The organism is Pseudomonas sp. ICMP 3272 (assembly GCF_001466905.1).
Lineage (GTDB): Bacteria > Pseudomonadota > Gammaproteobacteria > Pseudomonadales > Pseudomonadaceae > Aquipseudomonas > Aquipseudomonas amygdali.
The window spans coordinates 1-18,652 of the sequence record NZ_LKEK01000038.1; the positions used below are offsets into that span (position 1 = coordinate 1).

Below are 18,652 nucleotides of genomic sequence, written 5' to 3' on the forward strand. Positions count from 1 at the left end.
GCGTCGCATGCAGTTCTGGACGCTCTGCGTCCGGTCTTGAGCGGGCGGCGCGGCGCAGAGTTGTGACGCGGAGCGTCACCTGCGGCATTCCTACGCTGGAGCGTGAGGAACGATCACCTCACTATCGTGCGGCGCTCTGCGTCGCATGCAGTTCTGGACGCTCTGCGTCCGNGCGGGCGGTGCGGCGCAGATTCGTGACGCGGAGCGTCACCCACGGCATTCCTACGCTGGAGCGTGAGGAACGATAGTTTCTATAACTATCGTGGCGCTTAGTGCCCTTTGACCGAGCTCGGGTTGATCATGCGCGACAGGCCGAGGTTTTTCAGCGCCAGTTGCAGGGAGCTGCTGATGACTTGCGGGTTGTCGTTGGTCATCAACTGCGCAAGCAGCTCCTTGGCCTTGCTGAGGTTGATCTGACGCAGCATCCACTTCACTTTCGGCAGGTTGGTGGCGTTCATCGACAAGCTGTCAAAGCCCATCGCCATCAGCAGCACAGCTGCAGCCGGGTCGCCGGCCATTTCGCCGCAGATGCTCACCGGCTTGCCCTCGGCATGTGCATCACGCACCACGCTTTGCAGGGCCTGGAGCACGGCCGGGTGCAGGTAATCATAAAGATCGGCCACACGCGGGTTGTTGCGGTCGACCGCCAGCAGGTATTGGGTCAGGTCGTTGGAGCCTACCGAGAGGAAGTCCACCTGACGCGCCAGATCGCGGGTCTGGTAGACCGCCGCAGGCACTTCGATCATCACGCCCACAGGCGGCATCGGCACGTCGGTGCCTTCGTCGCGCACCTCGCCCCACGCCCGGTGGATCAGGTGCAGCGCTTCTTCCACTTCGTGGGTGCTGGAAATCATCGGCAACAGAATGCGCAGGTTGTTCAGGCCCTCGCTGGCCTTGAGCATGGCGCGGGTCTGGACAAGGAAGATTTCCGGGTGATCGAGGGTGACGCGAATACCGCGCCAGCCGAGGAACGGGTTGTCTTCCTTGATCGGGAAGTAGGACAGCGACTTGTCGCCGCCGATGTCCAGGCTGCGCATGGTCACTGGCAGTGGATGGAAGGCGGCCAGTTGCTCGCGGTAGATCGCCAGCTGTTCCTTTTCACTCGGAAAACGCTGGTTGATCATGAATGGCACTTCGGTACGGTACAGCCCCACCCCTTCGGCACCGCGCTGCTGGGCGCGAGCGACATCGGCCAGCAGGCCGGTATTGACCCACAGCGGCATGCGATGGCCGTCCAGGGTCACGCAAGGCAGTTCACGCAGGGCATCCAGACCCTGGGAAAGCTGGCGCTCCTCCTCGACCACCTTGCCGAACTGCTTGCGCATGATTTCGCTGGGGTTGGTGAAGACTTCGCCGTGATAACCGTCGACCACCAGATCGATGCCGTCGACCTTGGAGTAAGGGAAGTCCACCAGCCCCATGACCGTGGGAATGCCCATGGCCCGCGCCAGGATCGCAACGTGGGAGTTGCCGGAACCCTGAACCGATACAAGGCCGACCAGCTTGCCTTCCGGCACCTCGCCCAGCATGGCCGGGGTCAATTCTTCACTGACCAGAATCGTGTTGTCGGGGTAGACCAGTGCCTGCTGCCGCGCTTCCTGAAGGTAAGCCAGCAGGCGACGGCCCAGGTCCTTGACGTCCGAGGCCCGCTCGCGCAGGTAGGCATCGTCCATCAGTTCGAAGCGTTTGACGTGCTCGCTGACCACCGAGCGCAAGGCACCCTGCGCCCACTGGCCAGTCTTGATGACATCGGTCACTTCGCTGCCCAGCGAGGCGTCATCGAGCATCATCAGATAAACATCGAACAGCGCGCGCTCTTCGGGGCGCAGCTGGGTGGCGAGCTTGGCTGACAGGGTGCGCATGTCATTGCGCACGCCTTCCAGAGCGTTCTGGAACAAAGCCAGCTCGGCGGCGATGTCAGTGACGGTCTTGTCCGGCACCACCTCCAGATCGGCAGGCGGCAGCATGACCACCGCGACACCGACCGCAGCACCCGGCGAACCGGCCACACCGACAAACTTGGCTTCCTGAATGCCCTTGCCCTGACGACCCAGACCGCGGATCGAGCCGGTGGCTTCGGCATGGGCAATAACGCCCGCCAGTTGCGCGCTCATGGTCACGAGGAAGGCTTCTTCGCCCTCGTCGAACTGGCGACGCTCCTTTTGCTGGATCACCAACACCCCCACCACGCGACGGTGGTGGATGATCGGCGCGCCCAGGAACGAGGCGTAACGCTCTTCACCGGTCTCGGCAAAATAGCGATAACGAGGGTGATCTGCGGCGTTTTCGAGGTTCAGCGGTTCTTCACGCGTGCCGACCAGACCGACAAGGCCTTCATTCGGCGCCATGCTGACTTTACCGATGGAGCGCTTGTTGAGGCCTTCAGAGGCCATCAGCACAAAGCGGTTGACCTCGGCATCGAGCAGATAGACCGAGCAGACCTGGCTGCCCATGGCCTCCTTGACGCGTAACACAATAATGCCCAACGCCGCCTTGAGATCCTTGGCGGAGTTAACTTCCTGGACGATCTTGCGCAGCGTATTGAGCATGGCTCGGGGTCGAACTCCGTGTCAGTCGCGCGATAACAGGCGCGGGGCAAGCTCTTTGAGTGCGCGTCGATACACCTCGCGCTTGAATGTCACCACCTGGCCTAACGGGTACCAATAACTGACCCAGCGCCAGCCATCGAACTCCGGTTTACCGGTCAAATCCATCCGCACCCGCTGCTCATTGGAGATCAGGCGCAGGAGAAACCATTTTTGCTTCTGGCCGATACACAGCGGCTGGCTGTGCGTACGAACCAGGCGTTGCGGCAGACGATAGCGCAACCAGCCCCGAGTACAGGCAAGTATTTGCACATCATGTCGTTCCAGCCCGACTTCTTCATTCAATTCACGATAAAGCGCGTCTTCCGGCGTCTCCTGCGGGTTGATTCCACCCTGAGGAAACTGCCAGGCATCCTGGTTAATACGCCGAGCCCATAGGACCTGACCAGCATCGTTTGTCAGAATAATCCCGACATTAGGACGGAAACCATCGGGGTCGATCACGGCAACAACCTCGCAAACGCATGTCGCCGCATTGTTCCACAAAGGCGATCAAACCAGCAACGAGGCTTATCACCTTATGTGAAGACTTGTGAAAACCTCGTATTCTGGGACTCTTTTTTCAACTATTTCAGCGAGTAACCCTATGCGTCTGGCTTTATTCGACCTCGACAACACGCTTCTGGGCGGCGACAGCGACCATGCCTGGGGCGATTATCTGTGCCGACGCGGGATCCTAGATGCCGCAACCTACAAGACCCGCAACGACGAGTTCTATCAGGATTACCTGGCCGGCACGCTGAACATGACCGACTACCTGAATTTTACCCTGGAGATTCTGGGCAACACTGATATGGCGCAACTGGAAGAATGGCACCGCGACTTCATGCGCGACTGCATCGAGCCGATCATGCTGCCCAAGGCGCTGGAATTGATCGCCAAACACCGCGACGCAGGCGACAAGCTGGTGGTCATCACCGCTACCAATCGCTTTGTGACCGCGCCGATTGTGGCGCGCCTGGGCATCGATACACTGTTGGCAACTGAATGCGAGATGGTTGATGGACGTTACACAGGCCGTACTACGGGCGTTCCGTGCTTCCGCGAGGGCAAGGTGACACGCCTCAATCAGTGGCTGGAAGATAACGCGTTCAGCCTCAAGGACAGCTACTTCTACAGCGACTCGATGAACGACCTGCCGCTGCTGGAGCAAGTGGCCAACCCGGTTGCGGTCGATCCGGACGATAAATTGCGTGCCGAAGCCGAGCGACGCGGCTGGCCGGTTATCACCCTGCGTAACTGAGTGTCGGCAATACTCAGGCCGGCTTGAAGCCCATCAGACCGGCCATCGCCACAAAGCACACGACGCTGATCACAGTCAGCGCCAGGGTAAAACCTCGCTTGCCGCCCCTGGCACCGAGGCGCAACCGGTTGAGCCTGACCACCAGCCAGCTCCAACTGCACAGCCCCAGGGTGTAAAGCACGCTGCTGCCCAGCACCCAGGTCTGGCCCAGTGACAACCCTTTCAAATGCACCAGCCACCAGCCGCTGAATGGCAGTGTCGCCAGGCACACGGCCATAAGGACCCAGAAAAACAGCAAAGGCCGCTTGAGCAGGCGATTCTGAATGGTCGTGTCGCCTTCAAGACGCACCTTGACCACCCCGCTGGCCAACACCAGCGCGCTGATCAACAACAGCGCAATGGCGACGATGTGCAAGGTATTGAGGGTGGTGATGGGTTCCATGACGCGGTGTTCCTCTGGAATCGGGCTTGGGTGAGTTTAGCAGCGCGGACACAAGGGCCGCGCCTTAAGAGCTAGCGTGGGCATGCCGATCTGGACGCTCCGCGTCCTCTTGCGACGCAGAGCGTCGTGAGCTGCATACCCACGCTGGAGCGTGAGGAACGAGGGTCGTCAGGGATAACGTTACCGCTATCGTGCGACGCTCTGCGTCGCATGCCGTTCGGGACGCTCTGCGTCCTCTTGTGACGCGGAGCGTGAGGAACGGGAGTATCTAAGGCCTCAGCCCAAAAACAGCCTGTACGCCGGGTTCTCGCTCTCGTCCCAATACGGGTAACCAATCTCGTCCAGCGCTGCGCCCACCAGATGCCGCTCTTCCTCCGGCACCACCAGCCCGGCAACCACCCGGCCGTCAGCAGCGCCGTGGTTGCGGTAGTGGAACATCGATATGGTCCAGCGGCCGCCCAGACGGTTGAGGAAGTTGAACAGCGCGCCCGGTCGCTCCGGGAATTCGAAACGCAGCACCACTTCATCGTCGACGCGCTCGGCATGCCCGCCGACCATGTGGCTAGGTCCAGCACCGGAAAACCCTGCCCGGTCAGGCTGGCGATCAGCGCGCTGCGCGGGTCGTTCTCGGGATGGGTCTGCACGCCGACGAAGATGTGCGCTTCACGGTCGGTGTGGTAGCGGTAGTTGAATTCAGTGATCTGGCGCTTGCCGATGGCTTCGCAGAATGCCTTGAAGCTGCCCGGCTGCTCGGGAATGGTCACGGCGATGATCGCTTCGCGGCCTTCGCCCAGCTCGGCGCGCTCGGCAACGTGACGCAAACGGTCGAAGTTGACGTTGGCCCCTGAATCAATCGCCACCAGCGTCTGGCCGCTGACGCCGCGCTGCTCGACGTATTTCTTGATCCCGGCCACGCCCAGCGCGCCGGAGGGCTCGGTGATCGAACGGGTGTCGTCGTAGATGTCCTTGATCGCCGCACATATTTCATCGGTGCTGACGGTGATCACTTCATCGACATAATGACGGCACACTTCAAAGGTGTGATGGCCGATCTGCGCCACCGCCACTCCATCGGCAAACAGCCCGACCTGGCTCAGCACCACGCGCTCCCCGGCGGCCATTGCCGCTTGCAGGCAGTTGGAGTCGTCCGGCTCTACACCGATGACCTTGATCTCCGGGCGCAGGTATTTGACGTATGCCGCGATACCCGCGATCAGACCGCCGCCACCGACCGGTACGAAGATAGCGTCCAGCTGCCCCGGCTGCTGACGAAGAATCTCCATCGCCACGGTGCCTTGACCGGCGATGGTGTCGGGGTCGTCATACGGGTGGATGTAGACGAAGCCCTGTTCGTCGACCAGCTTCAGCGAGTAGGCCAGCGCTTCCGGGAATGAATCGCCGTGCAACACCACCGTGGCGCCCCGCGAGCGCACGCCTTCGACCTTGATTTCCGGGGTGGTGCGCGGCATGACGATGGTCGCCAGAATGCCCAGTTCACGCGCGGCCAGCGCCAGGCCCTGCGCGTGATTACCCGCCGAGGCCGTGACCACGCCGCGTGCGGCCTCTTCTGCGGTCAATTGCGCCAGCTTGTTGTACGCGCCACGAATCTTGAAGGAGAACACCGGCTGGAGGTCTTCGCGCTTGAGCAATACCCGGTTTCCCAGCCGCTCGGACAGCTGGCGAGCGCCGTGCAGCGGGGTTTCGACCGCCACGTCGTACACGCGGGAGGTGAGGATTTTCTTGACGTAGTGTTCAAGCATCGGGGCGGCATCACTGACGAAGCGGGCAAGGTCGGGAAGTCTACCCTGCGTGCCGAAAGACGACCATACGAATGACAGGGCTTTGCAGCGCAGTCGCCGCTATAATGCGGGCCTTTTTTACATACCCCCTCTTTTTACCTACATCAGGCACCGTGGAGCCCGCATGACCCAGGATCAACTCAAACAGGCAGTCGCCCAGGCAGCTGTCGACTTCATCCTTCCGAAGCTCGATGACAAAAGCATTGTGGGCGTCGGCACCGGCTCCACGGCCAATTGCTTTATTGATGCGCTGGCTAAACACAAGGCGGCATTCGATGGCGCAGTCGCCAGCTCGGAAGCTACCGCCGCGCGCCTCAAGGGCCATGGCATTCCGGTGTATGAGCTGAACACGGTCAGCGATCTGGAGTTCTATGTCGATGGTGCCGACGAAAGCGACGAGCACCTGAACCTGATCAAGGGCGGCGGCGCGGCACTGACTCGCGAGAAAATCGTCGCGGCCGTGGCCAAGACCTTCATCTGTATCGCCGATGGCAGCAAGCTGGTGCCGGTGCTGGGCGCATTTCCGCTACCGGTCGAGGTTATTCCGATGGCGCGCAGCCACGTAGCTCGCCAACTGGTCAAACTGGGCGGCGACCCGGTCTATCGCGAGGGCGTTCTGACCGACAACGGCAATATCATCATCGACGTGCACAACATGAGCATCACCAACCCGGTGGAGCTGGAAGCGAACATCAACGCCATTGTCGGCGTGGTCACCAATGGCCTGTTCGCCGCTCGCCCGGCTGATCTGCTGCTGCTCGGTACTGCTGAAGGCGTGAAGACCCTGAAGCGCTGATAAAACCGGTCATGCCCACGCAAGGTGGGCATGTGCTTTACAGGCTCAAGGCTTGCGGAACACGTAGAACAGGTTCGGCTCGCTCACCAGATACAGCGTTCCCTCTGCGTCCATGGCCATCCCTTCAGCCTGCGGCACGCCCTTGCTCAGGCCCATCGCCCCTTTTGCCAGTGAGCTGCTGCCAATCGGGTGACCACTGGTGTCAAGTTCGAGAATCCGCTTCGACTCATCGGACAAGGCCAGCAGGTGGCCGCTGATCTCATCGAATTGCAGGCTGGAAAGATCACGAACCGAAAGTCGGCCATCGCGCTTGCTGTTGGCAATGACCTGCAGGTTGCCGGGGGCCTGAAGATCGGTCTTTGGAAAACCACGCACTTCAATGATCTGCACCGGGTCACGCTCTCTGGCGACAAACAGGCGCCTGCCGACCGAATCATAGGCCAGCCCTTCATAGCCTTTATTGCCGCTGGTACTTATCCCCAGCGTCAGTTGCTCGGCATCGGCGGCGTTCAGGCTTTTTGTGCTGTCATCCACATGAATCTGAATCAGCCGCAGTTGACGCTCGTCGCTGATGACGTAAACGCCGGGGCTGATGTATTCGACAGCTTCGGCATCGCCGAAACCAACCAGCGGAATGCGCCGCAACACCTTGCCATCCAGGCTCAGTTCGACCAGTTCGGGGTTCTGGTTGGTCACCGTGAACAGGCTCTTGCGGTCCGGGTCGTAGCTGAGGCCGGAAACATCATCCTCAAGCCCCTCGATCACCTTTTCTTCTGTCACGACACGATACTGATCGAGCCCGATGGAATGGAGCGAGTCGGACTGCCAGAAAACTTGCCAGTCGAACAGCACGCGCTCCACGTAGCGGTATCGCTCATTGGCGAGCATGAACAGCATCGCCAACGGAACAAGGGCCAGAAGCAGGAGTAAAGAGCGGGTAGAACGACGCATTGAGGTGACTCGGACAGGTTGAGCGGGCGGCATTGATACCACGCCATTCTGAAAGCAAACTTAATGGCGCAGTGCTATTTGATTATCAGCTATGTGGCTGCCGTCCTGGCTCAGTGCTTGCGAAACGAATAGAACAGGTTCGGTTCGCTGACCATGTACAACGTCCCGGCTTCATCCAGCGCAACACCTTCTGCGCGTGGAATCGTATTCTTCAAGCCATTCATACCGCCCAGCAGGGTCATGAAGCTCACCTGCTCGCCCTGTTCGTCGACTTCCAGCAACAGATGCGAATCGGCAGAGAGCGCCAGCATGTGGCCGGTACGCGGGTCGATGCTCAGCGAGGAAAGGTTGCGCATGTCCAGAGAGCGGTTCGGGAGTTTCTGCTTGTCGCCTTTGAGCACATCACTGCCGTTACTTTGCCAGGTGAACAGCGCCGGTGGACGTTCTTCACCGAGCAGCAACTGCTGGCGACGCGGGTCCCAGGCAATGCCTTCGAAACCCTTGTTCTGGTTTGCAGACTTGCCCAGTTCGTACTGGGGGAAATCCGCGATGTTCAGGGTGCTGGTATCGGCCGTCACCTTGACGACGGTCAGCTTGTGCTGACGCTCATCGGTAATCGCGATCAACCCGTCATTCATGACGGCAACCCCCTCGGGATTGCTCCAGCCCACCAGCGGAATCTTGCGCAATACATCGCCCGTGAGCGTCAACTCCACCAGAAATGCATTCTTGCCCATGACCGCAAACAGCGTTTTGGTGACCGGGCTGTAGGACAGATCAGAAGCCTCGTCCTTTTCCATGCCCGGCAGCGCCTTGGCATCGATATCTACGTGATAGTCCGGCAGCCAGATACTTGCGCTGCGCTCTTCGTTGCTCTCGAACCGTTCCTTGAGCCAAAGCAGCCCGCGATCATCCCAATGCATGATGTGAGACAGGCCATAGCCCAGCACGACAGCCAGCAGCAGCCACGAATACCAACGCAGTGTGCGTATGAAGGCGAAGCGTTTTTTTGCGCGAGGGGGCGTTGAGGCAGGAAGGGCCATTCAAGTATTCCTGAGCAGATGAGACTTCATGACGACATGGGTGCCCGCACGGGTCGGCGGGATTATCCAGAGCAGGTGTGAAAAAAACGCAAAATCGACCGAACTATCAACCACCGGATAAACAAAAGCCACCCGAGAATGACCTCGTGTGGCTTTGGGTACTGCATCAAGCGGCTGCGCAGTTAGCGAACGACGCTGCTGAACGGCGCCTGCCCAACCAGCTCCAGGACGATTTCGTCACCGGCCTCAAATGGCCCCACGCCAGCAGGCGTGCCGGTCATGATCAGGTCACCGGCCTGCAACGAGAAGTTGGCTGCCATGTGCTGGATCATCGGCACAATCGGGTTGAGCATCAGGCTGCTGTTGCCGTCCTGCACCACTTTGCCGTTGATGGTCAGACGAATGCCTATATCTGTCAGGTCAGTAAAGGTGCCAGCCGGAACGAAAGGCGGGATCACTGCAGCGCCATCAAAGCACTTGGCCAGCTCCCACGGCAGGCCTTTCTCACGCAGACGCGACTGGACATCACGCAGGGTCAGGTCCAGACCGGGCGCAAAGCCGCTGATCGCGTCGAGCACTTCTTCACGGGACGGATTCTTGCTCAAGGGCTTGCCGATCAGGACAACGATCTCTGCTTCGTAATGCACCGAGCCGCGGTCTGCCGGAATAGTGAAACTGTCTTCCAGCGCAACCACTGCGCTGCCGGGCTTCATGAACAGCAATGGTTCGGTAGGCACCGGGTTGCCCAGCTCCTTGGCGTGCTCGGCATAGTTACGGCCGATGCAAACCACCTTGCCCAGCGGGAAGTGGATGTTGGTGCCATCGACATATTTGTGCTGGTAGCTCATGACGTCTCCTGAGGCTGATAAGTGTGGCGTGGCTGTTTTAGCGTGGCGATGCACCATACGACAGGCATCAAACGGCGAATATTTTCCCCGGATTCATGATGCCATTGGGGTCGAACACCGCTTTCAACGCTTTCATGTATTCGATTTCGACCGGCGAGCGACTGTACGTCAAATAGTCGCGCTTGGTCATCCCGACCCCGTGCTCGGCGGAAATCGAGCCGTTGTACTTTTCCACGGTCTCAAATACCCATTTGTTGACCTGCGCACATTTGACGAAGAACTCGTCCTTGTCGAGGCTTTCGGGCTTGAGGATGTTCAGGTGCAGGTTGCCGTCGCCGATGTGGCCGTACCAGAGCACTTCGAAGTCAGGATAGTACTTGGCGACGATGGCATCGATTTCAGCCAGAAATTCCGGCACTTTCGAGACAGTGACCGAGATGTCGTTCTTGTACGGGGTGAAGTGCGAGATGGTTTCGGATATGTATTCGCGCAGCTTCCACAGGTTGCGCAACTGCTGTTCGCTCTGGCTCATCACCCCGTCCAGCACCCAGTCCTGCTCCACGCAATGCTCAAAGGTCGCCAGCGCCTGATCGGCCAGGTCTTCGGTGGTCGCCTCGAACTCCAGCAATACATAGAACGGGCATGGCGTGTCGAAGGGCGACGGTACGTCACCGCGCGCCATGACGCGGGCGAAGGATTTGTCGGAGAAGAACTCGAACGCCGTCAGGTCGAGCTTGCCGTGAAAGGCATGCAGCACCGGCATGATCGAGTTGAAGTCAGAGGTGCCCAGCACCATCGCGGTGAGGTTCTTCGGCGCACGATCAAGGCGCATGGTGGCTTCGACAACAAAACCCAGCGTGCCCTCGGCACCGATGAACAGTTGTCGCAGGTCATAGCCGGTGGCGTTCTTGATCAGGTCCTTGTTCAGCTCCAGCAGATCACCCTTGCCAGTGACCACTTTCAGGCCCGCGACCCAGTTGCGGGTCATACCGTAGCGAATGACCTTTATCCCGCCGGCATTGGTGCCGATATTGCCGCCGATCTGGCTGGAGCCCGAAGAGGCAAAGTCGACCGGGTAATAAAGGCCGCTTTCTTCAGCCAGGGCCTGCAACTGGCGAGTGATCACACCGGGCTGGCAGACTGCCGTGCGGTCGATCAGATTCAGCTCCAGCACCTGATTCATGTAATCGAACGAGACGACCACTTCACCGTTGGCAGCCACCGCGGCCGCCGAAAGCCCGGTTCGTCCACCCGAAGGCACCAGCGCCACGAGCCGATCATTGGCCCAGCGCACGATCGCCTGCACTTGTTCGGTGGTTTTGGGAAACACGATAGCCAGTGGCGCGGGGATGAATTGTTTGGTCCAGTCCTTGCCGTAAGTCTGCAGAGAATCGGCATCGGTCAGCACCTTGCCGGTGTCAACCAGGGTCTGCAGCTCATCAATCAAAGCGCGATCAGTCATGGACTCAACTCTCGAACAATTCATGGGCATCCTGAGAACGGTTCACGTTACGGGATGAGGTTTCGCGGGGCTCATATGCTAGCATACGCCCCCCGTGAGTCGTGCCCAGAGCCGAACCGGGCACCCCCTGCCAATTTTCTTCGGGACACAGGTTTACGCAGATGAGCAAGACTTCCCTCGACAAGAGCAAGATCAAGTTCCTTCTTCTCGAAGGCGTCCATCAGTCCGCTGTCGACGTCCTCAAGGCAGCCGGCTACACCAGCATCGAGTACCACACCAAGTCTCTGCCGGAAGCCGAACTGAAAGAAAAGATCGCCGACGCACACTTCATCGGTATCCGCTCCCGCACTCAGTTGACTGAAGAGCTGTTCGATTGCGCCAAGAAACTGGTTGCCGTCGGCTGCTTCTGCATCGGCACCAACCAGGTTGACCTCAATGCAGCGCGTGAGCGTGGTATTGCAGTGTTCAATGCGCCCTACTCCAACACCCGTTCGGTCGCCGAACTGGTACTGGCCGAAGCCATCCTGCTGCTGCGCGGTATCCCCGAGAAGAACGCTTCCTGCCACCGTGGCGGCTGGATCAAAAGCGCGGCTAACTCTTTCGAAATCCGTGGCAAGAAACTCGGCATCATTGGCTATGGCTCGATCGGTACGCAACTGTCGGTGCTGGCCGAAGGCCTGGGCATGCAGGTGTACTTCTACGACACGCTGACCAAGCTGCCACTGGGCAACGCGACTCAGGTGTCCAGCCTGAACGAGCTGCTGGGCATGTCCGATATCGTTACCCTGCACGTGCCGGAAACCTCGGAAACCCAGTGGATGATCGGCGAAAAAGAAATTCGCGCGATGAAAAAGGGCAGCATCCTGATCAACGCGGCTCGCGGCACAGTCGTTGAGCTGGACGCCCTGGCCGACGCGATCAAGGACAAGCACCTGATCGGCGCTGCAATCGACGTGTTCCCGGTCGAGCCACGCTCGAACGACGACATCTTCGAAAGCCCGCTGCGTGGCCTGGACAACGTGATCCTGACCCCGCACATCGGTGGTTCCACTGCCGAAGCGCAGGCCAACATCGGTCTGGAAGTCGCAGAAAAGCTGGTCAAGTACAGCGACAACGGTACCTCGGTGTCGTCGGTCAACTTCCCGGAAGTGGCCTTGCCTGCTCACCCTGGCAAGCATCGCCTGCTGCACATCCACGAGAACATCCCGGGCGTGCTCAGCGAGATCAACAAGGTCTTCGCCGAGAACGGCATCAACATCTCCGGTCAGTTCCTGCAGACCAACGAGAAAGTCGGTTACGTGGTCATCGACGTCGACGCCGAGTACTCGGATTTGGCACAAGCCAAGCTGCAACAGATCAAAGGCACCATCCGCAGCCGCGTTCTGTTCTGATCGCCCTGATCAGCGTGCCCATGCTCTGCATGGGCGCGCCTTCCGCTACAAGCCCCCTCAAGATCGGACGCAGAGCGTCCAGAACTGCATGCCCACGCGGAGCATGGGCACGATAAGTGTTCTTCCAGGCTCCAGCGTGGGAGTGCCGTTCGTGACGCTTGGCGTCACACAAGCACTGACAGCCCTACTTCACATTGATCGTGATCTTCTTCGACTCGACCGACGGGTTCAGCGGCATGTGGCCTTTGTCGCCCATCAGCAATTGCAATGTGTGCTGACCAGGCGGCAGGTTGATTTCGGTTTCGGTCTGGCCCTTGCCGAAGTGGCGGATGTTGTCACTGACCGGCAGCGGCGCATTCATCGACGGCTGGTCCTTCACGTCGATCAGCAGGTGATGGTGACCGGTCTCGGGAACATCGACACCCGCAGGCGCGACACCCATGCCCTTGAGGCCGAATTGCACCGTGAACGGTGAGGTGACGGTTTCACCGTCCTTGGGCGAGATGATGTACACCTCGGCGCCTTCAGGGGATGCAGTGCGTGGCATATCGGCGGCGCTGACCAGCATGGATGCGCTGAGCAACAGGCCCGCGACCATCGTTCCAGAAAATAAGGATTTCATGATTGCTCCGATTACAGTTGATGTAAGTCGACCCTCACACAACAAATCCGTCGGCTCAGGAGTGCTCACGATAGACCGCAGCCGGGCTCAATGGCTCACTGCATTGATGAAACAGTTTTCATGAACGGGCTACAGGTCACTGGAACAACTCATTGCTGCGGCGCCTGAACCAGCCTGTCAGTGACAGTCGATCACGGCTGGCAGGCATGACTTCGTGGGGAATATCACCGGACAGAAAAACCACCAGGCAACCGCCTGTAGGCTGGACGTCGTAAGCTACATCGTCCTTGAGATACATGCGCAACTGGCCGCCATGCTCGGGCAGCCAGGCATTGTTGAGGTAGAGCACCGCCGACACCATGCGCTTGTCATCATCGCGAAAGCGATCCACATGCCTGAGGTAGCGGGCACCCGGTGGATACAGCGCAAAATGACTTTCGTAGTCCTCCAGCCCCAGAAAAAGGCCGCGATTGAGCGCCTGACGCAGGCTTTCCATCAATTCCAGATAGCTGTCGCAACACTGCACCTGCCCCGCTTCAAGCCACTGAATGCGGTCACCACGAATGCCTTCGCGTATTTCCTGCGCTGTACCCTTGCCAATAGCGGCAGGCTCGAGCTCGCCTTCGGCAGCACGTTTTCGGCACTCTTGCTCAAGTTCAAGAGTCAGAGCTTCGGGCAGGAAAATATTCTGCTGCGACCAGCCGTTGGCGGCCAGGTCGTCGACGATTCGCAACAGCAGTGGGTGGTCAGAGGGTATGCGCATGGCGTGCATAGTATCGATAAGCCATGAAATCCGACAGAGGCGTATACATGTGGTATCACACGCGTGAGATTTCACTCGCTGGCGGCACTCATAACTCGACAAATCCACGCTAACACCCGGAGAATAGCGGCCTGCCGACAGGAGTCCCCAATGCGTCGTTTGTTTGTTTTGCTGTTGATGTTCTGCACCTCCCCTGCCTGGGCAGACAGCTACGATCAGTTGTACAAGGCCGCAGGCTGGCCGGAACAGCGCGCGCATTTCAACGATGCTCTCAAGGCTGCCCAACAGCGCTACAGCAACAACCTGCCGCCTGCGGTTTATCAAGCGCTGGTCAATAACAGCAATCAGCGTTTTTCCCCCCAGGCCATGGATCAGCGCGCGTCCAGGCGCCTGCGTGAAAGCCTCAAGGACCCCACACCGTCGCTGCAATTTTTTCAGTCGCCGCTGGGTCGCAAGATCGTCAACGCCGAGCTGACCGCCACCCGCGCCGACCAGTTGGCCAAGCACGCGCAAGGGCTGCCACATATCGAAGCGGATGCCACGCGTCAGTTGCTGATTGGCCACCTGGCCCAGGCGCTGCCAGCCAGACAGGCCGGGGCGGAAGTCAGCCTGGCCATCGCAGGCGTTGCCGCCGACAGCCTGAGCCAGATGATTCCCGGCCTGTTGGGCGGCGGTCAGGCGCAAGGCATGCTCGAAGGCCAGCGCGAACGCCTGATGGCGCAGATCAGCGCCGACCTGAACAACACGCTGCTGTACGTCTATCGCGACCTGTCGGACCCTGAGCTCGAAGAATTCTCGACCTTCGCCGAGTCTCCGGAAGGCAAAGCCTATTACCAGGCCGCTCTTGCCGCGATTCGCGCCGGTCTGGCCGTCGGGCAGAGTGCGTCGAGCCTGAACCCCTGATCGGTACCGACGGCTTAGCGCAAACGCCCTTCCAGAAAATCAAAGTACCTTGCCCGTAACTCCGGCGATTCATTGGCCAGATGATGCCGGGCGTGCCCCAGCATCAGGATTTGTGGCTGGCTGAACTTGCCTTTCAGAACCGTGAGGTTGTGAGACCAGTCGACCGTCATGTCTGCGTCACCTTGAATGATCAACGGGCTGCGCAGGCTGCGCGGCGCGCGCTCAATACGCACGATCCATTGCGACAACGCGCCGACCCAGGCAGTGGGCAGGCGACGCGGCTGCAAAGGGTCCGCCAGGAGAAAGGGCAGGAACGCAGGCGCATTGGAGTTTTCGGTGAAACGCCGGGCAATGCCGTTTACGAACGGTTTGAGCAGGTGATAACTCAACCGCGACCATCCCCATGCCCTTGGCCTGACCAGCGGTGCCAGCAGGATCACCTCACCTTGCGCAGGCGTGTCATGCCCCTGATGAAGCAGGTGATCGGTCACGATGGCCCCACCCATGCTTTGTCCGCACAGGTGCCAGGGATGCGGAAGCCCAAGGCCTTCGGCTTCAAGCAGCAGGCGTTGCAGCACGAGTTGATACTCGGCGAAGTCATTGATACAGGCCCGACTGCCGCTTGACAGGCCATGGCCCGGCAAGTCGCAGGCGATCACGGCGAACCCCTGCTCCAGCGCCCACTCGATGACGTGCCGGTATAGCCCCATGTGGTCGTAAAAACCGTGAAACAGAAACAGCGTGGCGACCGGGCTGTCAGGCATCCACACCTGCCCGACAACCTCGTAGCCCGCGACATCGAGACGCCCCAGCCAGCTGCGTATGACTTTTTCGCCGCCCAGTCCGGCAAGACCGTAGAAGCGCTGATAAGCCAGTCCCTCCATGGAAAGCGGATCAATAACGCTCAGCGGCAGCAGGCTGGCACGCAGGTTATCGGGGTCGAACGTGACGGACATGTGGTTTCCAGATTTCAACAAATGACTCGTAAAGTTGTGTAACGATATTCTTCTGTCTGCCCCGGCATGGCAAGCTAAGCGGCTGTAATCGCAGACATCTGTCATTGAACGTGCACATTGCTGTCTGCACATTGGGCGATGCTCGCGAGCTCACCTGCCCGAATTCGCCCTGAAGCCGTTTCGAACGGGCTCTTGTATCGGGTTTCATCGAATCAACTGCGTCACAACGATAGTCTTAATTCCCGCCTACGCCATTCACAGAGAAACCGGATGAAACGCAGCCTCGTCATTCTAGCCATCATCATCGCCATCCTTGCAGGCGGCGCGGGCTGGTACGTCAATAGCAAACAACCGGTCCGTGATGGCGAGATTGCCATGAGCCATCTTCAGGCACCTGTCACGCTGCGTTACGACGAGCGTGGCGTGCCACACATCCGGGCAGAGAACGAAGCAGACCTGTATCGAGCGCTGGGTTATGCCCATGCTCAGGACCGGCTGTTCCAGATGGAAATGCTGCGGCGTCTGGCGCGTGGCGAACTGGCGGAAATACTCGGGCCGAACCTGGTCGAGACCGACAAACTGTTTCGCACGCTGCGCATTCGCGAGCATGCCGACGCGTATGTAGCACGCCAGGACAAGAACACCCCGACCTGGAAAGCGCTGGAAGCCTACATCGACGGCGTCAATCAGTATCAGGACACCCACGCACGTCCGATGGAGTTCGACGCGCTGGGTATTCCCAAGCGGCGCTTCACTACCGAAGACACCGTCAGCATCGGCGGCTATCTGGCGTACAGCTTTGCGGCAGCATTCAGAACCGAGCCATTGCTGACGTATGTGCGCGATCAACTGGGCCCGCAATATTTGAAAGTGTTTGATCTGGACTGGCATCCGGACGGCATGCTCGGTTCTAAACCGGCATTGGCCAGCGCCGACTGGAAAGGCCTGGCGCAGCTGGCCCAGCTGAGCCACAAGGCGCTGGAAGGCGCAGGTCTGCCGCAGTTCGAGGGCAGCAACGCCTGGGTGATTTCCGGCAGCCGCACGCAAAGCGGCAAACCGATACTGGCGGGCGACCCGCACATCCGCTTCTCGGTGCCTTCGGTGTGGTACGAAGCACAGCTTTCTGCGCCGGGCTTTGAGCTGTACGGGCACTTCCCGGGGCTCAATCCGTTTGCGTTTCTGGGCCACAACATGGATTTCGGCTGGAGCCTGACCATGTTCCAGAACGATGACGTGGACCTGATCGCCGAGAAGACCAATCCTGATAACCCCAATCAGGTCTGGTACCACGGGCAATGGGTGGACATGAAACGCACCGAGCAGCAAATCACTGGCAAGGGCCAGGCCCCGGTCACACTGACGCTGCTCGAATCGCCGCACGGACCGATCGTCAACAATGTGATGGGCAAGAACGCCGGCCAGACGCCAATCGCGATGTGGTGGTCGTTTCTGGCATCCGCCAATCCGGTGCTGGACGGTTTCTATGAGACCAACCGCGCCGATACGCTGGACAAGATGCGTAGCGCGGCCGAGAAGATTCAGTCGCCGGGCCTCAATATCGTCTGGGCCAACGCCAAAGGCGATATCGGCTGGTGGGCGGCCGCGCAACTGCCGATCCGTCCGCAGGGCGTCAACCCCAGTTTCATTCTGGACGGCAGCACGGCACAGGCCGATAAGCTCGGCTTTTACCCGTTCAGCGCCAACCCGCACGAAGAAAACCCGGCGCGTGGCTACATCGTGTCGGCCAACTTCCAGCCGCTGTCGCCGACCGGAATGCAGATTCCCGGCTATTACAACCCGGCCGAGCGCGGCCAGGAACTGAACCGGCAACTGAGTGACTCCACCATCAAGTGGGACCTGGCAGCCAGCAAGGCGCTGCAATTGGGCACGCAGACCGATTACGCACCAAGCATTCTCAAACCGTTGATTCCGGTACTGCGCAGCGTCGTCAGCGACCCGGACGAACTCGCCCTCGTGGAGCGGCTGGCCAGCTGGAAAGGCGATTACCCCGTTGATTCGGTGGGTGCCACACTGTTCAACCAGTTCCTGTTCGACCTGACGGAAGAAACATTCCACGACGAACTGGGCGATACGATGTTCGAAACGCTGCTGTCGACCCGCGTACTGGACGCCGCCCTGCCGCGTCTGGCCGCCGATGCCGATTCGCCGTGGTGGAACAATCGCAATTCACCCCATGAAGAAAGCCGCGCCAATACCGTCAAGGTAGCCTGGCGAGCCAGCGTGTCGCACTTGCGGTCGCTGTATGGCACCAACCCGGATGAATGGGTGTGGGGCAAGGCACACACCCTTACTCAGGGTCACCCGATGGGGTCGCAAAAGCCGCTGGACATGATCTTCAACGTTGGCCCGTATGCAGCGCCGGGCACCCATGAAGTGCCGAACAACCTGTCATCCAGCATCCGCCCTGCCCCGTGGCCCGTCGGCTACGGCCCTTCGACCCGCCGCCTTATCGACTTCGCCGACCCGGCGCATAGCCTGGGTATCAACCCGGTAGGCCAGAGCGGCGTGCCGTTCGACAAGCATTATTCGGATCAGGCCAAGGCGTTTGTGAGTGGCGAGTACGTGCCACAGCGCTTCAGTGAGAAGGACGTGGCAGAGCATACGGAAGGGGTTTTACGGTTAGTGCCGGGGGAATAGCCGACCCCTGAAATGTGGCTTCTCGTGGGAGCGAGCTTGCTCGCGAACTGTCGGGAACCGACAGTGAAACCTTCACGTACGGTACATCAGGCACAACCGGGTTTGACTATCGTGCCAATGCTCTGCGTTGGCACGCCTTTCGTGACGCTCCGCGTCACAAGTCTGCGTA

At 59.7% G+C, this 18,652-nt stretch carries 15 protein-coding genes and 1 pseudogene; 5 read left to right on the top strand and 11 right to left on the bottom strand.

Annotated elements, in window-relative coordinates; translation table 11 throughout:
• Nucleotides 1-269 precede the first annotated feature (269 nt).
• Nucleotides 270-2,549, bottom strand: a complete 2,280-nt coding sequence (gene ptsP / locus AO068_RS05765) for a phosphoenolpyruvate--protein phosphotransferase (protein WP_002555744.1) — start codon at nucleotides 2,547-2,549, stop codon at nucleotides 270-272.
• Between the two features lie 21 nt (nucleotides 2,550-2,570).
• Nucleotides 2,571-3,050: an RNA pyrophosphohydrolase gene (locus tag AO068_RS05770; RefSeq protein WP_002555745.1), complete on the bottom strand. Its 480-nt coding sequence runs from the start codon at nucleotides 3,048-3,050 to the stop codon at nucleotides 2,571-2,573.
• A 142-nt stretch (nucleotides 3,051-3,192) separates the two neighbouring features.
• Between AO068_RS05770 and AO068_RS05775 the strand changes: the two genes are divergently transcribed.
• Nucleotides 3,193-3,849 (top strand): HAD family hydrolase, encoded by a 657-nt coding sequence (locus AO068_RS05775; protein ID WP_058407874.1) that lies wholly within the window; start codon nucleotides 3,193-3,195, stop codon nucleotides 3,847-3,849.
• Nucleotides 3,850-3,862: 13 nt separating this feature from the next.
• Here AO068_RS05775 and AO068_RS05780 read toward each other — a convergent pair whose 3' ends face one another.
• Both AO068_RS05780 and ilvA read right to left on the bottom strand, forming a co-directional pair.
• Nucleotides 3,863-4,291, bottom strand: a complete 429-nt coding sequence (locus AO068_RS05780; RefSeq protein ID WP_058407875.1) for a DUF2269 family protein — start codon at nucleotides 4,289-4,291, stop codon at nucleotides 3,863-3,865.
• Nucleotides 4,292-4,567: 276 nt separating this feature from the next.
• Nucleotides 4,568-6,051, bottom strand: a pseudogene (gene ilvA / locus AO068_RS05785) (threonine ammonia-lyase, biosynthetic).
• A gap of 163 nt (nucleotides 6,052-6,214) precedes the next feature.
• On the opposite strand from ilvA, the gene rpiA reads away from it, so the two are divergent.
• The gene (rpiA, locus tag AO068_RS05790) at nucleotides 6,215-6,886 is read left to right on the top strand and encodes a ribose-5-phosphate isomerase RpiA (protein ID WP_058407876.1); all 672 of its coding nucleotides are present in this window, start codon (nucleotides 6,215-6,217) and stop codon (nucleotides 6,884-6,886) included.
• A 45-nt stretch (nucleotides 6,887-6,931) separates the two neighbouring features.
• Here rpiA and AO068_RS05795 read toward each other — a convergent pair whose 3' ends face one another.
• The 4 genes from AO068_RS05795 to AO068_RS05810 form a co-directional block, all read right to left on the bottom strand.
• The gene (locus tag AO068_RS05795; protein ID WP_058407877.1) at nucleotides 6,932-7,837 is read right to left on the bottom strand and encodes an SdiA-regulated domain-containing protein; all 906 of its coding nucleotides are present in this window, start codon (nucleotides 7,835-7,837) and stop codon (nucleotides 6,932-6,934) included.
• A 110-nt stretch (nucleotides 7,838-7,947) separates the two neighbouring features.
• Nucleotides 7,948-8,880, bottom strand: a complete 933-nt coding sequence (locus tag AO068_RS05800) for an SdiA-regulated domain-containing protein (RefSeq protein ID WP_058407878.1) — start codon at nucleotides 8,878-8,880, stop codon at nucleotides 7,948-7,950.
• A 182-nt stretch (nucleotides 8,881-9,062) separates the two neighbouring features.
• Entirely contained in the window at nucleotides 9,063-9,728 is a 666-nt protein-coding gene (locus tag AO068_RS05805; protein ID WP_058400082.1) for a fumarylacetoacetate hydrolase family protein, read from the bottom strand.
• A 67-nt stretch (nucleotides 9,729-9,795) separates the two neighbouring features.
• The gene (locus AO068_RS05810; RefSeq protein ID WP_058407879.1) at nucleotides 9,796-11,190 is read right to left on the bottom strand and encodes an FAD-binding oxidoreductase; all 1,395 of its coding nucleotides are present in this window, start codon (nucleotides 11,188-11,190) and stop codon (nucleotides 9,796-9,798) included.
• A 161-nt stretch (nucleotides 11,191-11,351) separates the two neighbouring features.
• Between AO068_RS05810 and serA the strand changes: the two genes are divergently transcribed.
• Nucleotides 11,352-12,581, top strand: coding sequence for a phosphoglycerate dehydrogenase (gene serA, locus AO068_RS05815; protein WP_002555754.1), 1,230 nt, complete (start codon nucleotides 11,352-11,354; stop codon nucleotides 12,579-12,581).
• 184 nt (nucleotides 12,582-12,765) lie between these two features.
• On the opposite strand, the gene AO068_RS05820 is transcribed toward serA, so the two are convergent.
• Both AO068_RS05820 and AO068_RS05825 read right to left on the bottom strand, forming a co-directional pair.
• A complete protein-coding gene (locus tag AO068_RS05820; protein ID WP_057453652.1) occupies nucleotides 12,766-13,203 on the bottom strand; it encodes a DUF4399 domain-containing protein in 438 nt (145 codons plus the stop codon).
• A gap of 136 nt (nucleotides 13,204-13,339) precedes the next feature.
• Nucleotides 13,340-13,975 carry a 2OG-Fe(II) oxygenase gene (locus tag AO068_RS05825; protein ID WP_058407880.1) on the bottom strand — a complete coding sequence of 212 codons (636 nt, stop codon included), beginning with the start codon at nucleotides 13,973-13,975 and terminating at the stop codon, nucleotides 13,340-13,342.
• A gap of 141 nt (nucleotides 13,976-14,116) precedes the next feature.
• Between AO068_RS05825 and AO068_RS05830 the strand changes: the two genes are divergently transcribed.
• A complete protein-coding gene (locus tag AO068_RS05830) occupies nucleotides 14,117-14,869 on the top strand; it encodes a DUF2059 domain-containing protein (protein ID WP_002555757.1) in 753 nt (250 codons plus the stop codon).
• Between the two features lie 14 nt (nucleotides 14,870-14,883).
• On the opposite strand, the gene AO068_RS05835 is transcribed toward AO068_RS05830, so the two are convergent.
• Complete coding sequence (locus AO068_RS05835) at nucleotides 14,884-15,825, bottom strand: alpha/beta hydrolase (protein ID WP_058407881.1); 942 nt, start codon at nucleotides 15,823-15,825, stop codon at nucleotides 14,884-14,886.
• A gap of 270 nt (nucleotides 15,826-16,095) precedes the next feature.
• Between AO068_RS05835 and AO068_RS05840 the strand changes: the two genes are divergently transcribed.
• Entirely contained in the window at nucleotides 16,096-18,483 is a 2,388-nt protein-coding gene (locus AO068_RS05840) for a penicillin acylase family protein (protein ID WP_058407882.1), read from the top strand.
• Nucleotides 18,484-18,652: the final 169 nt, after the last annotated feature.

Coding starts and splice junctions, on each gene's coding strand:
- AO068_RS05775 (WP_058407874.1), top strand. CDS start 3,193: ATGCGTCTGGCTTTATTCGACCTCGACAACACGCTTCTGGGCGGCGAC.
- AO068_RS05825 (WP_058407880.1), bottom strand. CDS start 13,975: ATGCACGCCATGCGCATACCCTCTGACCACCCACTGCTGTTGCGAATC.
- AO068_RS05805 (WP_058400082.1), bottom strand. CDS start 9,728: ATGAGCTACCAGCACAAATATGTCGATGGCACCAACATCCACTTCCCG.
- serA (WP_002555754.1), top strand. CDS start 11,352: ATGAGCAAGACTTCCCTCGACAAGAGCAAGATCAAGTTCCTTCTTCTC.
- rpiA (WP_058407876.1), top strand. CDS start 6,215: ATGACCCAGGATCAACTCAAACAGGCAGTCGCCCAGGCAGCTGTCGAC.
- AO068_RS05780 (WP_058407875.1), bottom strand. CDS start 4,291: ATGGAACCCATCACCACCCTCAATACCTTGCACATCGTCGCCATTGCG.
- AO068_RS05840 (WP_058407882.1), top strand. CDS start 16,096: ATGAAACGCAGCCTCGTCATTCTAGCCATCATCATCGCCATCCTTGCA.
- AO068_RS05800 (WP_058407878.1), bottom strand. CDS start 8,880: ATGGCCCTTCCTGCCTCAACGCCCCCTCGCGCAAAAAAACGCTTCGCC.
- AO068_RS05810 (WP_058407879.1), bottom strand. CDS start 11,190: ATGACTGATCGCGCTTTGATTGATGAGCTGCAGACCCTGGTTGACACC.
- AO068_RS05830 (WP_002555757.1), top strand. CDS start 14,117: ATGCGTCGTTTGTTTGTTTTGCTGTTGATGTTCTGCACCTCCCCTGCC.
- AO068_RS05820 (WP_057453652.1), bottom strand. CDS start 13,203: ATGAAATCCTTATTTTCTGGAACGATGGTCGCGGGCCTGTTGCTCAGC.
- ptsP (WP_002555744.1), bottom strand. CDS start 2,549: ATGCTCAATACGCTGCGCAAGATCGTCCAGGAAGTTAACTCCGCCAAG.
- AO068_RS05795 (WP_058407877.1), bottom strand. CDS start 7,837: ATGCGTCGTTCTACCCGCTCTTTACTCCTGCTTCTGGCCCTTGTTCCG.
- AO068_RS05835 (WP_058407881.1), bottom strand. CDS start 15,825: ATGTCCGTCACGTTCGACCCCGATAACCTGCGTGCCAGCCTGCTGCCG.